General features: G+C 63.5%; 16 protein-coding genes. 4 read left to right on the plus strand and 12 right to left on the minus strand.

What is annotated here, in order from left to right; translation table 11 throughout:
- Positions 1-87: 87 nt before the first annotated feature.
- From sigX to ppsA, 7 genes are all read right to left on the minus strand, one after another.
- Complete coding sequence (gene sigX, locus PSPA7_RS16750) at positions 88-678, minus strand: RNA polymerase sigma factor SigX (RefSeq protein WP_003098059.1); 591 nt, start codon at positions 676-678, stop codon at positions 88-90.
- Positions 679-749: 71 nt separating this feature from the next.
- Positions 750-1,574, minus strand: coding sequence for a mechanosensitive ion channel family protein (locus PSPA7_RS16755; RefSeq protein WP_033997249.1), 825 nt, complete (start codon positions 1,572-1,574; stop codon positions 750-752).
- Positions 1,575-1,576: 2 nt separating this feature from the next.
- The gene (locus tag PSPA7_RS16760) at positions 1,577-1,831 is read right to left on the minus strand and encodes a hypothetical protein (RefSeq protein WP_023443014.1); all 255 of its coding nucleotides are present in this window, start codon (positions 1,829-1,831) and stop codon (positions 1,577-1,579) included.
- Positions 1,832-1,879: 48 nt separating this feature from the next.
- Positions 1,880-2,878 carry a divalent cation transporter CmaX gene (cmaX, locus tag PSPA7_RS16765; RefSeq protein ID WP_012076193.1) on the minus strand — a complete coding sequence of 333 codons (999 nt, stop codon included), beginning with the start codon at positions 2,876-2,878 and terminating at the stop codon, positions 1,880-1,882.
- A 189-nt stretch (positions 2,879-3,067) separates the two neighbouring features.
- Positions 3,068-3,556 carry a ribonuclease E activity regulator RraA gene (gene rraA, locus PSPA7_RS16770; protein WP_003152917.1) on the minus strand — a complete coding sequence of 163 codons (489 nt, stop codon included), beginning with the start codon at positions 3,554-3,556 and terminating at the stop codon, positions 3,068-3,070.
- Positions 3,557-3,660: 104 nt separating this feature from the next.
- Complete coding sequence (locus tag PSPA7_RS16775; RefSeq protein ID WP_012076194.1) at positions 3,661-4,671, minus strand: alpha/beta fold hydrolase; 1,011 nt, start codon at positions 4,669-4,671, stop codon at positions 3,661-3,663.
- A gap of 69 nt (positions 4,672-4,740) precedes the next feature.
- On the minus strand, positions 4,741-7,119 hold the full coding sequence (ppsA, locus tag PSPA7_RS16780) for a phosphoenolpyruvate synthase (RefSeq protein ID WP_012076195.1): 2,379 nt from the start codon (positions 7,117-7,119) through the stop codon (positions 4,741-4,743).
- Between the two features lie 171 nt (positions 7,120-7,290).
- On the opposite strand from ppsA, the gene ppsR reads away from it, so the two are divergent.
- The 4 genes from ppsR (at position 7,291) to PSPA7_RS16805 (ending at position 11,450) form a co-directional block, all read left to right on the plus strand.
- On the plus strand, positions 7,291-8,109 hold the full coding sequence (gene ppsR / locus PSPA7_RS16790; RefSeq protein WP_003152915.1) for a posphoenolpyruvate synthetase regulatory kinase/phosphorylase PpsR: 819 nt from the start codon (positions 7,291-7,293) through the stop codon (positions 8,107-8,109).
- Positions 8,110-8,397: 288 nt separating this feature from the next.
- Positions 8,398-8,931 (plus strand): retropepsin-like aspartic peptidase RloA, encoded by a 534-nt coding sequence (rloA, locus tag PSPA7_RS16795; RefSeq protein ID WP_003152914.1) that lies wholly within the window; start codon positions 8,398-8,400, stop codon positions 8,929-8,931.
- Between the two features lie 5 nt (positions 8,932-8,936).
- Positions 8,937-10,463 (plus strand): osmotic stress tolerance membrane protein RloB, encoded by a 1,527-nt coding sequence (gene rloB, locus PSPA7_RS16800; RefSeq protein WP_012076197.1) that lies wholly within the window; start codon positions 8,937-8,939, stop codon positions 10,461-10,463.
- A gap of 3 nt (positions 10,464-10,466) precedes the next feature.
- A complete protein-coding gene (locus tag PSPA7_RS16805) occupies positions 10,467-11,450 on the plus strand; it encodes an alpha-L-glutamate ligase-like protein (protein WP_003120311.1) in 984 nt (327 codons plus the stop codon).
- Between the two features lie 56 nt (positions 11,451-11,506).
- On the opposite strand, the gene PSPA7_RS16810 is transcribed toward PSPA7_RS16805, so the two are convergent.
- The 5 genes from PSPA7_RS16810 to PSPA7_RS16830 all read right to left on the minus strand — a co-directional run bounded on the left by PSPA7_RS16810 (position 11,507) and on the right by PSPA7_RS16830 (position 16,663).
- Positions 11,507-12,691: a MalM family protein gene (locus PSPA7_RS16810; protein ID WP_003152913.1), complete on the minus strand. Its 1,185-nt coding sequence runs from the start codon at positions 12,689-12,691 to the stop codon at positions 11,507-11,509.
- Between the two features lie 10 nt (positions 12,692-12,701).
- A complete protein-coding gene (locus PSPA7_RS16815) occupies positions 12,702-14,300 on the minus strand; it encodes an outer membrane protein transport protein (protein WP_012076198.1) in 1,599 nt (532 codons plus the stop codon).
- A 19-nt stretch (positions 14,301-14,319) separates the two neighbouring features.
- The gene (locus PSPA7_RS16820) at positions 14,320-15,345 is read right to left on the minus strand and encodes a transporter (RefSeq protein ID WP_012076199.1); all 1,026 of its coding nucleotides are present in this window, start codon (positions 15,343-15,345) and stop codon (positions 14,320-14,322) included.
- 39 nt (positions 15,346-15,384) lie between these two features.
- Positions 15,385-16,146 (minus strand): C39 family peptidase, encoded by a 762-nt coding sequence (locus tag PSPA7_RS16825; RefSeq protein ID WP_012076200.1) that lies wholly within the window; start codon positions 16,144-16,146, stop codon positions 15,385-15,387.
- 79 nt (positions 16,147-16,225) lie between these two features.
- Positions 16,226-16,663, minus strand: coding sequence for a DUF6160 family protein (locus PSPA7_RS16830; RefSeq protein WP_003152910.1), 438 nt, complete (start codon positions 16,661-16,663; stop codon positions 16,226-16,228).
- Positions 16,664-16,779: the final 116 nt, after the last annotated feature.

Raw genomic sequence — 16,779 nt, forward strand, 5'->3', positions numbered from 1 at the left:
GGTCAGTTAGTTGTCCAACAATCAGCCGCACAACTTGGGTGGCAAGTTTATCAGAACTTCCCGCATAGAGAGACAATATTTACCCAACTATGTTTCGGTCGCATCTGAAAACTTTTCGCGCAGGCGGTCCAGTGCCCGCTTGTAGCGCATTTTCGTCGCACTCAGACCCATGTGCATGATATCCGCTATCTCCTGAAACTCCAGTTCCGCGACGAAGCGAAGAACCAGAATCTCCCGATCAATCGGATTGACATGGACGAGCCAACGGTCCAATCCGCCCCGTTCCTCCACCTTCGGCGACTTCTCCTCGGAAGCCTCCTCCAGCGGGTCGAGGCTGAGCGCATCCATCAATCGGCGCTTTCGGCGCTCCTTGCGGTACTGCGTGATGCACTCGTTGTACGTGATGCTATATAGCCACGTTTTGAACTTCGACTTGCCCTCAAAGTTCTTGAGGCCGTACAAAACTTTCAGCATCACCTCCTGGCACACGTCGTCCGCGTCACGGTCGTTGCCCAGGTAGCGGGCGCAGACGTTGAACAGCGTGCGCTGGTAACGCCGCATCAATTCCTCGTAGGCGCGCGTCACGTGGAACAGCTCCGAGTGCGCACGCTCGACCAGCTCTTCGTCGGAAAGCTGGCGTGGGTCATACCGCTGTGACAGGGGGTGAGGCTTATTCAAGTGAGATCAGGCCAGTCATATCGTAAGCCGGGCCGCCCTGCAGAGCAGCCACGTCCATTATCTCTCCAGGATCAGCGGCTGGTAACTCGCTGATCGAGCAGTAGACGGTTGGCCAGTGACACAAGCTCTCCCTCTTCCGTCAGCAGGATGGTCTTGACCGTACCTATCTCTTCAATAGTGCCTTCGATGTCGCCCACTTTCACCTGTTGTCCGACCTGATACAGTTCGCGGACGTAGATTCCCGCGATGATCTGCCCGGCCACCTCGCGGCTGCCCAGGCCCAGGGCCAGCGCCGCGGCCAGGCCCACGGTGATCAGGACGATGGCGATGATGTAATTGAGCAGGTCGGTCTTGACCTCCAGCTGCCCTACCGCCACCGAGATGCTGATGATGATGACCAGCCACTGGGCGATTCGCCCGAGGCCGTTGGCGTATTCGAGGCCGACGCCATCCGCCGCGCCGCGCACCACGCTGTTGACCAGTTGCGCCAGGAGCACGCCGACGATCAGCACCAGGGCCGCGCCGAACACCTTGGGCAGGTACAGGGCGAGGACATCCAGGGTGGCCGAGACCCGCTGCAGGCCGAGCGACTCGGCGGCGGAGACCAGGAATACGAGCAGCACGAACCAGTAGACGATCTTGCCGACCAGTGTCGACACCGGAACCTGGATGCCGACCCGGGCCAGCAGCTTGGTCAGGCCGGTACCGCCCATCAGGCGATCCAGGCCGAGCTTGGCGAGCAGCTTGGAGAGCAAGGCGTCGAGCAGCTTGGCGATGACGAAACCGAGCAGCACGACCACCAGGGCGCCGAGCAGGTTGGGAATGAAACCTGCCAGCTTGCCCCACAGGGTGTTCATCGCGGTCAGCAGGCTCTGGGTCCAGATATCGAATTGCATGTTCACTCAGCCTTGTCAGCAGCAGATGCGTTTTTCGCGGAAAGACGGGAAACCGGCGCCAGGTGCGGCGAGCCGTTGTTGATGCCGATCATCAGCGCCTGCAACCAGTGCCCCATCAGGCTGAACAGGTCCCCGGCGCCGACCTGGCGGTTGGCCGTCTTCAATACCCGGCCCAGACGCGCATCGTCGTCCGGCTGGGGAGCCGAAGCCTTGAGCAGGTCCCGCAGGGACTCTTCGAACGGATCGTGCATGCGCACCTCATGTCTGTACGAGGGGGTGACGCCCTCTTCCCCGCGCTGGTCACGTCAAAGCCAGCGCAGCCGACGAAATACCCACCACTGGAACGTGGCGACCCCGCCGATCAGCAGGCAGGCCAGCCAGAACCCGTGCGGGGCATCCGCTCCCGGAATGCCGCCGACGTTGATTCCCAGCAGGCCGGTGACGAAACTCATCGGCAGGAAAAAGCCGGTGATTATACCAAGGAGATACATGGTGCGGTTCATCCGCTCGGTGATTCGTCGCGACTCGGCCTCCTGCAACACGCTGATGCGTTCCCGGATCAGCTCGAGTTCCTCGAGATTGCGGGTCAGCCGGTTGTTCAGTTCGTTCCAGTAGTCGGCATCGTCCTCGACGAACCAGGACAGCTTGTAGCGCGCCAGTTGCGAGTAGATGTCGCGCTGCGGCGCCAGGTAGCGACGCAATCCGGCCGAGCGACGGCGCAAGGTGCGCAACTGGTGCTGGTCGGGACTGGCCCGTTCGTTCGCCTCGACCAGCTCCTCGATCCCGTCGAGCTGGTCGGCTATCGCACTGATGAGCGTGTCGACACGGTCTGTCAGATAATGCGCGAGATAGTAGACCACTTCCGAGGCCGTCCTCGGCCCCTTTCCCGCCTCCAGGTCCGCGCGCAGGTCGGCGACCGCCTTCAGCGGACGCAGGCGCAGGGAGAAGACTCGTTGAGCATCGGCGAAGACCCGCAGCGACACCATGTCCTCCGGCTCCGCGCCCGGGTTCAGGTTCACCCCGCGAAGGAATACCAGCAGGCTTTCCGCGCCGAGGTCCACCAGCCTGGGGCGGGTCGCCTCCTCCAGCAGCAGGTCGCAGGCGAATTCGCTCAGTCCCGCGGAATCACGCAACCAGGCCTGCGCCTCGGGTACGCCCCGGTCCCAGTGCAACCAGAGGCTCTCATCGGGCGTCAGGTCGAGCACGGCAATTTCATTGCGGGCGACACGCCGGCCACCGCCACGCCCATCGAGGACGTAGCCATAGATCAGACCGCGCTCGTTACCTGACTCATACGCTGGCATTGCGCTTCCCTTGGCAAAACGACCATTCCGACAGTAAAAGCAGAAGACTGGCTTCAGTCAATTCATGGACTTGCGGCACAAGCTTAAAGTCAACCCTGAGACCAGGACTGTCTCATGGGGTTCACTCCTACGAAAAGCCCCGGGACACTGCCTGCGTCGCCGGGGCCGGGAACCCTGCGTAAAACAGCCTTAGCCGGGCATATTCAGCGCCTGCGGGGAAACGATGATGCCGTTGTTGTCGGCATAGACGAATTCGCCGGGACGGAACGTGACGCCACCGAAGGTCACGACGACGTTCAGGTCGCCGATCCCGCGCTTGTCGGTCTTCATCGGATGACTGGCCAGGGCCTGGACGCCGAGCTCGGTCTGGGCGATCACATCGACGTCGCGGATGCAGCCGTAGACGACGATGCCTTCCCAGCCGTTCTTCGCCGCCTTCTCGGCGAGCATGTCGCCAAGCAATGCACGACGCAGCGAGCCGCCGCCATCGACGACCAGGACCTTGCCCTTGCCGTCCTTGTCGACCTGCTCCTTGACCAGCGAATTGTCTTCGAAGCACTTGATGGTCACGATCTCGCCACCGAAGGCATCGCGACCGCCGAAGTTGCTGAACATCGGTTCGACGACCTGGACCAGTTCCGGATAGGCATCGCACAGATCGGGAGTGACGTAATGCATGAGGAAGCTCCTGTGGGTGAAGTTCAGGCTCGCGCGGATCCGGCTGCCACACCCGCCCGTTCAGGCGGCGCCGACGTGACCGGAGCCACTGTTTGCGTCACATGTTAGCCGCTGAGACCGGCTTCCGATACGTCTAGCGCCCGACTCCGCACGGTTTCCTCCAGCACCGCCGAACGCTGGCGCAGCCAGCGCTCGACCAGCGGCCATACCTCCCGCTGCGCGGCCTTGCTTACCAGCATCTCGATATGCCCGTAATCCTCGACGAACCCCTCTTCGCGGCCGAGCAGCAGGTACTCGCGCTCCGCCGAGGCAAACCGCTCGAACAACTTGCGGCACGCCCAGGGCGGGTCCTGGCGGTCCCCCGCACCGGCCACCGCCAGCAGCGGCACATCGACCGCCGCCAGCCCCGTCCACCAGTCGTTGCCCGGCTCGCCGAAACGCCCGAACAGACCATGCCAGCGCAAGACCTCCAGGGCGACCCCGACCGGCTCGTCTTCCGGCCCCTGCCGCCAGCGGCTCCCGGAGACTGCGTCGACACGACGCAGCAGCAGGCGCGCGACCCAGGCCGCCAGCGGCAACCTGAACAACCAGTGCGCGGTGCTGACCTGGCTGCCGAACAGCGCTACGGAGCCGATCCGTGCCTGGTCCAGATACCCTCCCCCCAGGCCCGCCGCCAGCACCACGCCACCCAGGGAGTGGCCGATCCAGTGCGCCGGCTGCCCGCTCTGCTCATGAATGAAGTCGGCGATCGCCGGCAGATCGTGGCGCGCATAGTCGGCAACCCGGTTGCCCCGGTAGCCGTCATTGCGGATCGACAAGCCGTGGCCGCGCATTTCCGGCAGCCAGACGTCGAATCCGGCCCGCGCCAGATGGGGACCGAGCCCGAGCGCACGCGGCGAATACCAGAAGCGCCGATTGGAAAAACTGCCATGCAGGAGAATCACCGGCACCCCGCGACGCTCGCCGGCAGCCTGCTGGCCAAGGCGGGTGACGACCAGCTCGACGCTGCCGTCAGGGCTGTTGCCGGGCTTCAGGCGGTAGATGTCTTCGGTGAGGTCGGCGCGCAGCTCGGCGCTGACCAGGGCGACAGGAAAGAGGCGACTACTGCTTTGCATGCTTATCTTGGACTGGAGACACAAAAAAGGGCGGTGTTACCCGCCCTTTCCGGATACAGCGAGGAGCGCTCAGGCCTGGTGGTCTTGCCCTTCGGCGAGGAAGAACCAGGTGTCCAGCACCGAGTCGGGGTTCAGCGAGACACTCTCGATGCCCTGCTCCATCAGCCAGCGCGCCAGGTCAGGATGGTCGGAGGGGCCCTGGCCGCAGATGCCGATGTACTTGCCGGCCTTGTTGCAGGCGGCGATGGCGTTGGCCAGCAGCTTCTTGACCGCCGGATTGCGCTCGTCGAACAGGTGGGCGACGATGCCGGAATCGCGGTCCAGGCCGAGAGTCAGCTGGGTCAGGTCGTTGGAGCCGATGGAGAAGCCATCGAAGAACTCGAGGAACTCATCGGCCAGCAGGGCGTTGGACGGCAGTTCACACATCATGATGACCTTCAGCCCATTCTCGCCGCGCTTCAGCCCGTTACCGGCCAGCAGCTCGACCACCTGGCTCGCCTCGCCCAGGGTACGTACGAACGGCACCATGATCTCGACGTTGGTCAGGCCCATCTCGTTACGGACCTTCTTCAGCGCCCGGCACTCCAGCTCGAAGCAGTCGCGGAACGATTCGCTGATATAGCGCGATGCGCCGCGGAAGCCGAGCATCGGGTTCTCTTCTTCCGGTTCGTAGAGCTTGCCGCCGATCAGGTTGGCGTACTCGTTGGACTTGAAGTCGGAGAGGCGCACGATGACCTTCTTCGGCCAGAAGGCCGCGGCCAGGGTGCTGATGCCCTCGACCAGCTTCTCGACATAGAAGCCGACCGGGTCGGGATAGCCGGCGATGCGCTTCTCGACGCTTTCCTTGATATCCGCCGGCAGGCCGGCGAAGTTCAGCAGCGCCTTGGGGTGCACGCCGATCATGCGGTTGATGATGAACTCGAGGCGGGCCAGGCCCACGCCTTCGTTCGGGAGCTGGGCGAAATCGAAGGCGCGGTCGGGGTTGCCGACGTTCATCATGATCTTGAACGGCAGTTCAGGCATGGCGTCGACCGAGTTCTTGCGCACGTCGAAGCCGAGCTCGCCCTCGAAGATGAAGCCGGTATCGCCTTCGGCACAGGAAACCGTCACGCCCTGGCCGTCCTGCAGGACCTGGGTGGCGTTGCCACAACCGACCACGGCCGGAATGCCCAGCTCGCGGGCGATGATCGCGGCGTGGCAGGTACGCCCGCCACGGTTGGTGACGATGGCGCTGGCGCGCTTCATCACCGGCTCCCAGTCCGGATCGGTCATGTCGGAGACCAGGACGTCGCCCGGCTGGACCTTGTCCATTTCCGACACATCGTTGATCACCTTGACCGGGCCGGCGCCGATACGCTGGCCGATGGCGCGACCCTCGACCAGGACGGTCCCCTTCTCTTTCAGCAGGTAGCGCTCCATGACGGTGGCGCTGGCACGACTCTTCACGGTCTCGGGGCGGGCCTGAACGATATACAGCTTGCCGTCGTCACCGTCCTTGGCCCATTCGATATCCATGGGGCGGCCGTAGTGCTTCTCGATGATCATGGCCTGCTTGGCCAGCTCGGTGACCTCGGCGTCGCTCAGGGCGAAACGGGCGCGGTCGGCACGCTCGACGTCGACCACCTTGACCGAGCGACCGGCCTTGGCCTCTTCGCCATAGACCATCTTGATCGCCTTGCTGCCCAGGTTGCGGCGCAGGATCGCCGGGCGACCGGCCTCCAGGGTCGGCTTGTGCACGTAGAACTCGTCGGGGTTCACCGCGCCCTGGACCACGGTCTCGCCGAGACCATAGGCGCCGGTGATGAATACCACGTCACGGAAACCCGACTCGGTATCCAGGGTGAACATCACCCCGGCGGTGCCGGTTTCCGAACGGACCATGCGCTGCACGCCAGCGGACAGGGCGACCAGCTTGTGGTCGAAGCCCTGGTGCACGCGGTAGGCGATGGCGCGGTCGTTGAACAGGGAGGCGAAGACTTCTTTTGCGGCACGGATCACATTGTCCACGCCACGGATGTTCAGGAAGGTCTCCTGCTGGCCGGCGAACGAGGCGTCCGGCAAGTCTTCCGCGGTAGCGGAGGAGCGCACGGCCACGGCCAGGTTGTCGTTGCCGTTGGCCAGGGCGGCGAAGGCCTGGCGGATCTCGCTGTCGAGGCGGGCCGGGAACTCGGCCTCCATCACCCACTGGCGGATCTGTGCGCCGGTCTTGGCCAGGGCGCTGACGTCGTCGACGTCCAGTGCGTCCAGCGCCGCATGGATACGGTCGTTGAGGCCACTCTGCTCGAGGAAGTCACGGTAGGCCTGGGCGGTGGTGGCAAAGCCGCCGGGTACGGAAACGCCGGCACCGGCCAGGTTGCTGATCATCTCGCCGAGGGATGCGTTCTTGCCCCCCACATGCTCTACATCATGGACGCCGAGCTTATCGAGGGAAACTACGTACTCTACCAAGGTGATCTCTCCACTATTGAATTGGAAAAGCTCAAGCGGGGCCAGGAGCAGCTCCGCTGGATTCTGGCCTGGCCCTTAGAAATAAGTGACAATGCTGCGACAGAAAGGCCTCTGACAACGCGCGGCCTATCATAGCCAAGAATCGTTCCTACCTTAAGGCTTTCGGTGCAAATGAAACGAACCGCATTCTTCATCTCGGATGGCACCGGCATCACCGCCGAGACCCTGGGCCAAAGCCTTCTGGCACAATTCGAGAACATCAGCTTCGTCAAACTGACGAGACCGTACATCGATACCGAAGAAAAAGCGCGCGCCATGGTACAGCAAATCAACAATGCTGCCGAGTCGGACGGGGCCCGCCCGATCATCTTCGACACCATCGTCAACCGCGACATACGGGCGGTCCTGGCGCAATCCAACGGTTTCATGATCGATATCTTCGCCACCTTTCTTTCGCCTCTGGAACAGGAGCTTTCCGCCGATTCCTCCTACTCTGTCGGCAAGTCCCACTCGATCGGCCACAACTCCAACTACATGGACCGTATCGAGGCGGTGAACTTCGCCCTCGACAACGACGACGGCGCCCGCACCCATTACTACGACAAGGCCGACCTGATCCTGGTCGGCGTCTCGCGCTGCGGCAAGACCCCCACCTGCCTGTACATGGCCCTGCAGTATGGCATCCGTGCCGCCAACTACCCGCTGACCGAAGAGGACATGGAGCGCCTGCAGCTACCCAGCGCCCTCAAGCAGCACAAGCACAAGCTGTTCGGCCTGACCATCGACCCCGACCGCCTGACGGCGATCCGCAACGAACGCAAGCCCAACAGCCGCTACGCCAGCTTCGCCCAATGCGAGTTCGAAGTGCGCGAGGTGGAAAGCCTGTTCCGCCGCGAGAACATCGCCTACATCAACTCCACGCATTTCTCGGTGGAAGAGATTTCCGCCAAGATCCTCGTCGAAAAAGGCGTCGAGCGGCGCTTCAAGTAGCGCTTCCAGGACCTCCGGCCAGCGCCGGCAGGACTGCTTGCCGGCTTCCGGTAACGCTTCGAGCCCCGGGACGGGATTTTGTTTCATGCAGGGAGCGAAACCCCGACCAAGTGGCATAAGCGGCTGTCGCTGGCGAAAATCCGCATGATAGAATCCGGCCCGCATGCGCCTGGCGGGGCGCCCGGCATGCCGGCCAGCCGAGCGCGGGCCGATGACGCAGGGTTTTCCGTCACGGACTGGACAGCGATCGCAAGATCGACCCGCCGAACGCGACACCAACCAGGACTTATGAAACTCAAGCCCTCCCTGTTCTGCCTATTCATCGCCGTACCAGGCCTGAGCGTAGCCGCCGAGAAGACGGTCTACGGCCTGAACGAATACGCGCGTATCAGTGACCCGGACATCCAACTGGCCGCCAAGCTCGATACCGGCGCCAAGACCGCCTCCCTCAGCGCCCGCGACATCAAGCGCTTCAAGCGCGACGGCGAGACCTGGGTGCGCTTCTACCTGGCCACCGACAACGCCGACGACACCCCGATCGAGAAGCCCCTGGCGCGGATCAGCAAGATCAAGCGCCGCCATGGCGACTTCAATCCGGACGAGGGCAAGGCCTATACCGCCCGTCCGGTGATCGAGCTGCAGGTCTGCATGGGCAAGGCGATTCGCACCATCGAAGTGAACCTGACCGACCGAAGTGCATTCCAATACCCGCTTTTGATCGGCTCGGAAGCCTTGAAGAAATTCGATGCGCTGGTCGATCCGAGCCTGAAATACTCGGCCGGGAAACCCGGCTGCAAACCTGATGCAAAACCTGCTGAGTAAACCACATGCGCTCTCTCAACCTGCATCTGAAAGTCCTGATCGCCATTCTCCTGACCCTGGGCGTGGCGATCACTGCCTATCAGATTTTCGTCCAGGGTATTCCCGTCACCGAAGCCGAAACCGATGATCTCTGGAACATCGATGCCAAGGTCGACTTCGTCGCCACGCCGAAAACCCCGGTCAAGGTGCAGATGTTCGTTCCGCCGTTGAGCCAGGACTATGTCAGCCTCAACGAAAGCTTCGTCTCCAACAACTACGGCGTCAGCATCAATCGCGCCGACGGCAACCGCAAGGTGACCTGGTCCGCGCGCCGCGCCAACGGCAAGCAGACCCTCTACTACCGCCTGGTGCTGACCAAGCGCTACACCGGCGAGAAGACCAAGGAGAAAGGCCCGATCTTCCGCGACAGCCTGCCCCTGGAAGGCCCGGAAAAGATCGCCGCCGAAGCCCTGCTCGCACCGATCCGCCAGCACTCGGCGGACGTCGAGACCTTCGTCAGCGAAGCCATCAAGCGCGCCAACAACGGCAACGACGACAACGTCAAGCTGCTGATGGCCGGCGACACCAGCCTGGAAAAGAAAGCGCATATCGTCGAAACCCTGCTGTCCATCGCCCACGTGCCGATGGAGCGGGTCCATACCATCCGCCTGGTCGCCGACCTGCAGCAGAGCCCGGAACTCTGGCTGCGCAGCTTCAACGGCGAGAACTGGCTGTACTTCAACGTGGTCACCGGCGAGCAGGGCCTGCCCTCCGACCGCCTGATCTGGTGGCTCGGCGATGAACCGCTGATGAGCATCGACGGCGGCAAGAAGGCCCAGGTCAGCTTCAGCCTGAACAGCAGCGAGATGAACGCCATCCGCCTGGCCAAGCTGTCCGACGAGAACACCGAGGCGGCCTTCCTCGAGTACTCCCTGTACGGCCTGCCGCTGTCTACCCAGCAGACCTTCCAGATCATGATCATGATCCCGATCGGCGTGCTGGTGATCCTGATCCTGCGCAACCTGATCGGCCTGCAGACCCTCGGCACCTTCACCCCGGTGCTGATCGCTCTGGCCTTCCGCGAAACCGGCCTGCAATGGGGTATCGCCCTGTTCACGGTGATCACCGCGCTGGGCCTGTCGCTGCGCTCCTACCTCGAGCATCTGAAACTGCAGATGCTGCCGCGACTGTCGGTGGTGCTGACCTTCGTGGTGGTGATGATCGCGGTGATCAGCCTGTTCAGCCACAAGCTCGGCTTCGAGAGCGGCCTGTCGATCGCCCTGTTCCCGATGGTGATCCTGACCATGACCATCGAACGCCTGTCGATCACCTGGGAAGAGCGCGGCGGCGGCCATGCGATGAAGGTGGCCATCGGCACCCTGTTCGCGGCATCGCTGGCGCACATCCTCATGCGCATCCCGGAACTGGTGTACTTCATCTTCACCTTCCCGGCCGTGCTGCTGATCCTGGTCGCCTTCATGCTCGCCATGGGCCGTTACCGCGGCTACCGCCTGACCGAGCTGTTCCGCTTCAAGGCCCTGCTCAAGGACTGAACCATGTCGATCTGGAAGACCTGGAAAGACCTGACCGCCAAAGGCGTGATGGGCATCAACCGACGCAATGCCGATTACGTCCTGAAGTACAACAAGCGGCACCTGTACCCGGTGGTGGACGACAAGATCATCACCAAGGAACGCGCGCTCGAGGCCGGCATCCACGTGCCGGAGATGTACGGCATCATCGAGACCGAGAAAGGCATCGACAAGCTCAACGAGATCATCGGCGAGCACAACGATTTCGTCATCAAGCCGGCGCAGGGCGCCGGCGGCGACGGCATCATGGTGATCGCCGACCGTTTCGAGGGCCGCTACAAGACCGTTTCGGGGAAGATCGTCAGCCACGAGGAGATCGAACACCACATCTCGAGCATCCTCTCCGGCCTCTACTCCCTCGGCGGTCATCGCGACCGCGTACTGATCGAGTACCGGGTGACCCCCGACCAGATCTTCAAGAGCATCAGCTACGAAGGCGTGCCGGACATCCGCATCATCGTGCTGATGGGCTACCCGGTGATGGCCATGCTGCGCCTGCCGACCCGCCAGTCGGGCGGCAAGGCCAACCTGCACCAGGGCGCCATCGGCGTGGGCGTCGACCTGGCCACCGGGGTCACTCTGCGCGGCACCTGGCTGAACAACAAGATCGCCAAGCACCCGGACACCACCAACGCGGTGGACGGCGTGCAACTGCCGAACTGGGACGGCTTCATGAAGCTGGCGGCCGGCTGCTACGAGCTGTCCGGCCTCGGCTACATCGGCGTGGACATGGTTCTCGACCAGGAGAAAGGCCCGCTGATCCTCGAGCTCAACGCCCGCCCGGGCCTGAACATCCAGATCGCCAACGACAGCGGCCTGGTGCACCGCTGCCACGCCGTCGAGGCGCGACTGGAAGAACTCAAGGCGAAAGGCATCGAAGAGTCCGCGGAAGAGCGCGTACGCTTCTCCCAGCAGCTGTTCGGCCACGTCCAGCAGCAACAGGGCTGACGTGCTTCCGGTATGAAGAAGCCCGGCTCCGGCCGGGCTTTTTCATGTCTCGGATTTCAACGCACCACGGCCAACTCGAAACCGCCCTGCCGGGCGTGCTCGTGCACCTGCATACCCGCCTCGTTTACCGCCAGGTCCTGCAACGGACGCTTGAACGGCTTGTTGTCGAGGGTTTGCAGCGAGCGGTCCTCGTCGGTGGTCAGCAGCAGCACGTAGCGCTCGCCGCGATTGGCCCGCACCGGTACCGTACCCTCGATGAAAGCGTAGCGATACCAGGTTTCCGGGTTCAGCTTGTACACCGCGTCGCTGACCAGCCGGGTCGGCCGCTTGTGCTCGTCGAGGAACAGCAGCGACGGGTAGACCACCTGGCGGTTGGCGAAACTGCGGATGCGCAGGCCGTAGACCCCCTGGGAGCGCGGCAGCCGGATCGCCGCGTAGAAGCTCCTGCCCATGGGAAAGTCGAAGCTCGGTGAAAAGCGGTTCAACTCCTCGTAGCGCGGTTCGTCGGCGTCCAGCTCGGTGAAGTCGCTTTCGGCGATCTGCTCGCAGCAACGCCGTTGCAGATCCTGGTAGAGATCGTCGATGGTCATCTCGGTGCCCTTGAGCAAAGCCTTCAGCGCATCGCTCTGCTGGCCGGCGCCATCCAGGCCGGGCAACGCCGCCGGACGCTGCTTGAACTCGATCTGCCGGCCCTCGGTGAAGGCGATCTGCGACGAAGGCGCGGCCTCCCGCTTGAAGCGCGCCGCGCGCTCCTCGGGCGGGATCTGCGAGTTGTGCATGCGGCCCTTCTCGTCCACCCAGGTGTAGTAGGGACTGCCGTTCTCGCTGCGAACGAAGCCCTTGCCCTCGAAGGCCTCGGCATCGATGTATTCGGCGGAGTGCTCGCCGTTGGGCAGGACATAGTCGGCGCGCTGCCCGGCGACCTGGGCGCCGGCGTAGAAGCTGTTCTGCACGTTACCGCTGGCGTCGATCCAGGTGTAATAGCGGCGCTTGCTCTCCCCGCCGCTCTTGTTCCCCGGCCACTGCGTGGCATTGTCCGCATTGTTCAGCACCCGCGCCTGGTCGCTCTGGCCGACGCGCTGTCGCGCCTGGCGTTGTTGCTGCTCGAACCGGCCGTCGACGAAGGTGTTGTGCACCCCGCCATTGTCGTCCACCCAGGTCAGGTAGCGGCCGCCGGAAGCCCAGCCCGCCGGGGATCCCAGCAGCGCCAGCGCAGCGCCGAGTACGATGGATGCGCGCATGTTCCAGCCCTCAGAAGGTCGTGCGGTAGGTCATGGCGAAAATATAGGCTTTCACCGTGGTGTCCACGTCCAGACCCGCGTAGGGGTTGTACACCAGGTTGTCGAGCCCGGTGCAGTTCAGGTTGCAGCTGGTGTCGGCCTTGACGCTCTGCTTGGTGACGAAGTAATTGAAGCCGACATCGATCACCGTGTCCTTGTCCCACTGGTAGCCCAGCCCCAGGCCGTAGAGATCGGCGTCGCCGATCGGCACCAGGATGTCTGCCTGGCCCTTGGGAATCGCCGAGGGCCGGTACTCATAGCCGGCGCGCAGCTGCAGGCGATCGTTGACGTCGTACTGCACGCCCATGGCCCAGCTCCAGGTGTCGCGGTAGCCGCGGTCGAGGGTGATGCTGTGGCTGGTGGCATCCTTGGAGTCGAGATATTTGGCGATGCGCAGCAGGTCGAGTTCGCGATCGAACTCGATCTTGAACTCGTTCCAGTCGCTGTAGCCGTTCCATTTCAGGTCGACGTTGAATTGCCATTTCTTGAACGGTCGCACCCGGATCCCGGTGGAGAAGGCGTCCGGGTAGACCATGTTCATCGTCGCGTTGCCGTGTTCCTCGTCGACGTTCCCGTAGGGGAACATCTGCCCGAGAATCGCACCGCCGAGCGACTTGTGCACCCCGGTCCAGAAACCCTGCCAACCCTGGCCGTAGTCGACCCGATACTTGCCCTTGAGCTTCATCCGCGACTCGCTCTGGTAGGTCGCGCCCCAGGCGAACCAGTCGGTGGGCTCCCAGAGCACGCCCAGGTTGAAGCTCGGCGACAGCGATTGCTGTATGTCCAGATCGATGTTCGCCAGGTTCTGGAACGGGCCGATGTTGCCGCCACAGACGTTGAAGAACACCTCGAGGATCTCCTGCATCCCCGGCAGGCAGCCGATCTCCTTGGTCTGCTGCAACAACCCGAGCAACTGGTTGGGCGCGCGGAAGTCCTGGTTAAGCGCCACCGCCTGGTGGGAGAAGCCCACCGAGAGGCCGACCGACAGCTCGTCGTTGACCTGGTAGGCCAGCGTCGGCGAGAAGTAGGTCAGTCGCTGCAGCGATACCTCGCGCCCCTGGTAACGCGCCGGATCGCTGTCGGAGTCGCGGCTGTAGCCCAGCGCCTGAGGGGTATAGACGTTGGTGGCGAAGGTGAACTTGGAGCCCGGCGGGTTGATCGAGATCCCGGCCAGCGGCGCCACCAGCAGGGGTACTTCGGTCATGCCGCCGAGCCCCGGCAGGTACATGGTCGGGGTCAGGGTCCGGCTGTGGCTGTTGGCGACCGGATCGTCGCGCAGGCCGAAGGTGCCTTCGCCGTAGTTCGGCGGCGCCTTGAAGCCGGCGCGGATATCCATCACCCCGGTCAGCAGCTTCACGGTCGCCTGGCGCCCCTTCATCCTGGTCAGTGCCGCCGGGTTGTAGTGCACCGAGTCGATACCGGTCTCGTCGGCTGTAACAGCGTTGCCGAGAGCCATGGCTTTCGGGTTGCCGATGGTCAGGTCGTTGGCCATCTGTGCTCCCGCCTGCGGAATCCAGGCCAGGCACACCCCTGCCAGCGCCAGCCGGAGCGGCGCAATGCGCATCTTCATAATGGGCCTCGCTCGCGGGTTACTGGGCCTTCAGCCCTTTGATATCCAGGGGTACGGATAACCCCAGCAGTACATCCGGCGAGTCTTCCGTGAGGCCGAAACCGGCGTTGACGTTGACGATGTAGTCCGGCGACGTCCGCAAGCCGAGCGAGAAGTTCATGATGCTGCTGGTCTGTTCGGACGACTCGAACGTACCGGCAGTGGTGTGATAGCGGTTCTTCAGCGTGTAGGCCATCTGGTACGAGGTCGCCAGCGAGACGTCGTAGGACAGCGCGTAGGCCATGCCCATGTTGAAGTTGATCGTGTTGCCGGGCGAGACCTTCTCCAGCCGGGAGTCGTCGGCCAGGGTCTGGTGCACGTCGTCCACCGGCAGGTTCCAGGTGTAGCCGAGCGAGCCGTAGAGGACCACCGGGTCGATCACATAGGACATGTTCGCGCCGAAGCCCAGGCTGTAGTAGCCGTTGCCGGTGGAGATGTCCTTGTCCAGGTTGGTCTTGTAGGGGCTGTCGCCGGTCGGCAGGCCGATGGTGGTGTACAGCGTGGTGACCGGCCGCCCGCGCACCGCCGCCCAGGGCTGCCAGCGCAGGGTCGCGGAGACGTCGCCGAGGCTGTAGGCGTGGGTGTCCATCTCGGTGTCGTACTTGGCCACCAGCGGCAGGCGGAAGCTGAAGGTAAGGTTGTCCCAGATCCCGTAGTCGAATGTGAAGGAATTGGTGAACGTGTGCTGTGCCTGGCTCTGCCGGCCGGCCAGGCCGTAGATCTGCGTACCGCCGCTGGTGGTGGTCAGCGGCACCAGGGCCAGGCGCTGGTCGCGCACCAGCGCGTAGTCGAACCCGTAGGTGAGGGTCCGCTCGCCCTTCTTCAGCAAGGTGTAGCTCTTCTCGGCGGCCTGGAAGACCTCTTCCAGCGCCTTGGCGCTATCGGCGTCATCCGACTTCTTGGCCAGCGCGTCACGGGCCTGGTCGACCGAGGCCTCCTCGGCGACGGACAGGCCGCTGATGCACAGCAGCAGCGCCGCTGCGCCTGTGTACCCCCTGATTCTCATGGCGCTATCCCCAGAGATTGTTCTTGTTTTGGGTACCTGCTACTTGGTGCGCAGGTGTATCACGTCGCCACCGCTGCCCAACTCACGGACCTGGTTTTCGGTGAATTTGTTGATCTGCGGAAACTCGCGGAATGCCAGCAGGCTGACGGTGCGGTCATCCACCAGGCGCATGTCGCGGTCGCTCAGCGCCAGCGCGTTGCGGGGCTCCTGCCCACTCGGGAAGATCACGAACAGGACGTTCTGGTCCCAGATTTCCTCGAAGCGCGTCCGGGTGAAGCTGATGTTGCCCAGGGCCGGGTCGGCGACGAAGACGTGATCGTTGTAGACATCGCGGACCACCACGAAATGCTTGAAGCCGGCGTAGTGGATGGGCACCAGTGCCGGATGCTCGAGGGCGTCCAGATCGCTGAACTCGGCGCGGAAGCCGCCGCTCTTGTAGCCCAGCGCGGCGGCGTAGCGCTTCATGTCGAGCAGCGAGAAACCGCGGCGCTGCACGATCTTCTCGGCCTCGCCATAGCGCAGCAGGCCTTCCATGACCTGGCGTTCCTCGAGGTTGCGCCCGAGGTAGTAGTCCAGCAGCGTGGTAAGGGCCGCCGAGCCGCAGCTGTAGTCGTAGGCCTGGCGGATGACGTTGCGGAACTGCAGCTGGCTCATCGGTTCCAGCTGCACGGATTCGCGATAGGGGCCATTGGGGGTCAGAGGCTGGCTGAGGTTGACCGTGCCCTGCGGTTGCGGCTTGGTGTCGACCGTCTGGGTGAACCCGAACAGTCCGATCAGACTTCCCAGCAAAATCTCGAACATCGCCCCGTCGCACCTCTTTGGAGAAAGACCCCGCCGATGCCTCGGCGAGGTCTTCGCGTCTCGACCCGGATCGCCTGGATCAGTGACCCCAGACCTTGATGGTGGAACCGGCCATGTTCAGTCCGGAAACGGTCAGCGAACCGATGCTGGCGGCGCTGGTGTCGCCTACCTTGATCGCGCCGACGGTCACGTCGCCGGTGATGGCCGGCAGGCCGATGGCCAGTTGCTGGGTCGACTTGCCGCCGATGTCGGCGGTGACCACATCGATGGTCAGCGGCTTGCTGTCATCGATGGTCAGCGCCGGCAGGCTGATGCTTTCCAGGCGCAGGGAGCCGCCGTTGGTGTCGGTGTCGGTGTAGGTCACGGCTCCCACGGAGCCCTGGAAGGTACCGGAAATGCTGATGCCTGCCTGACCGGTCACGTCGGACAGCGCGCCATCGTCCATGGCTTTCAGGTCGGCATGCGCCAGCAAGGGAGCAGCCAGAACAGCAGTTGCAAGGAACAGGTGCTTTTTCATTGTTATTTCTCCAGTGTTCAGGTGTGGTTTGCCCCAGGGCACTGCCGTTTGCATCCTCTCCCCGGCAGGTCGACCGGCGTTTCGCCGATCTCCAGGTCCGGGACTGCTTCCCTAGG

It is taken from the genome of Pseudomonas paraeruginosa PA7, from assembly GCF_000017205.1.
Lineage (GTDB): Bacteria > Pseudomonadota > Gammaproteobacteria > Pseudomonadales > Pseudomonadaceae > Pseudomonas > Pseudomonas paraeruginosa.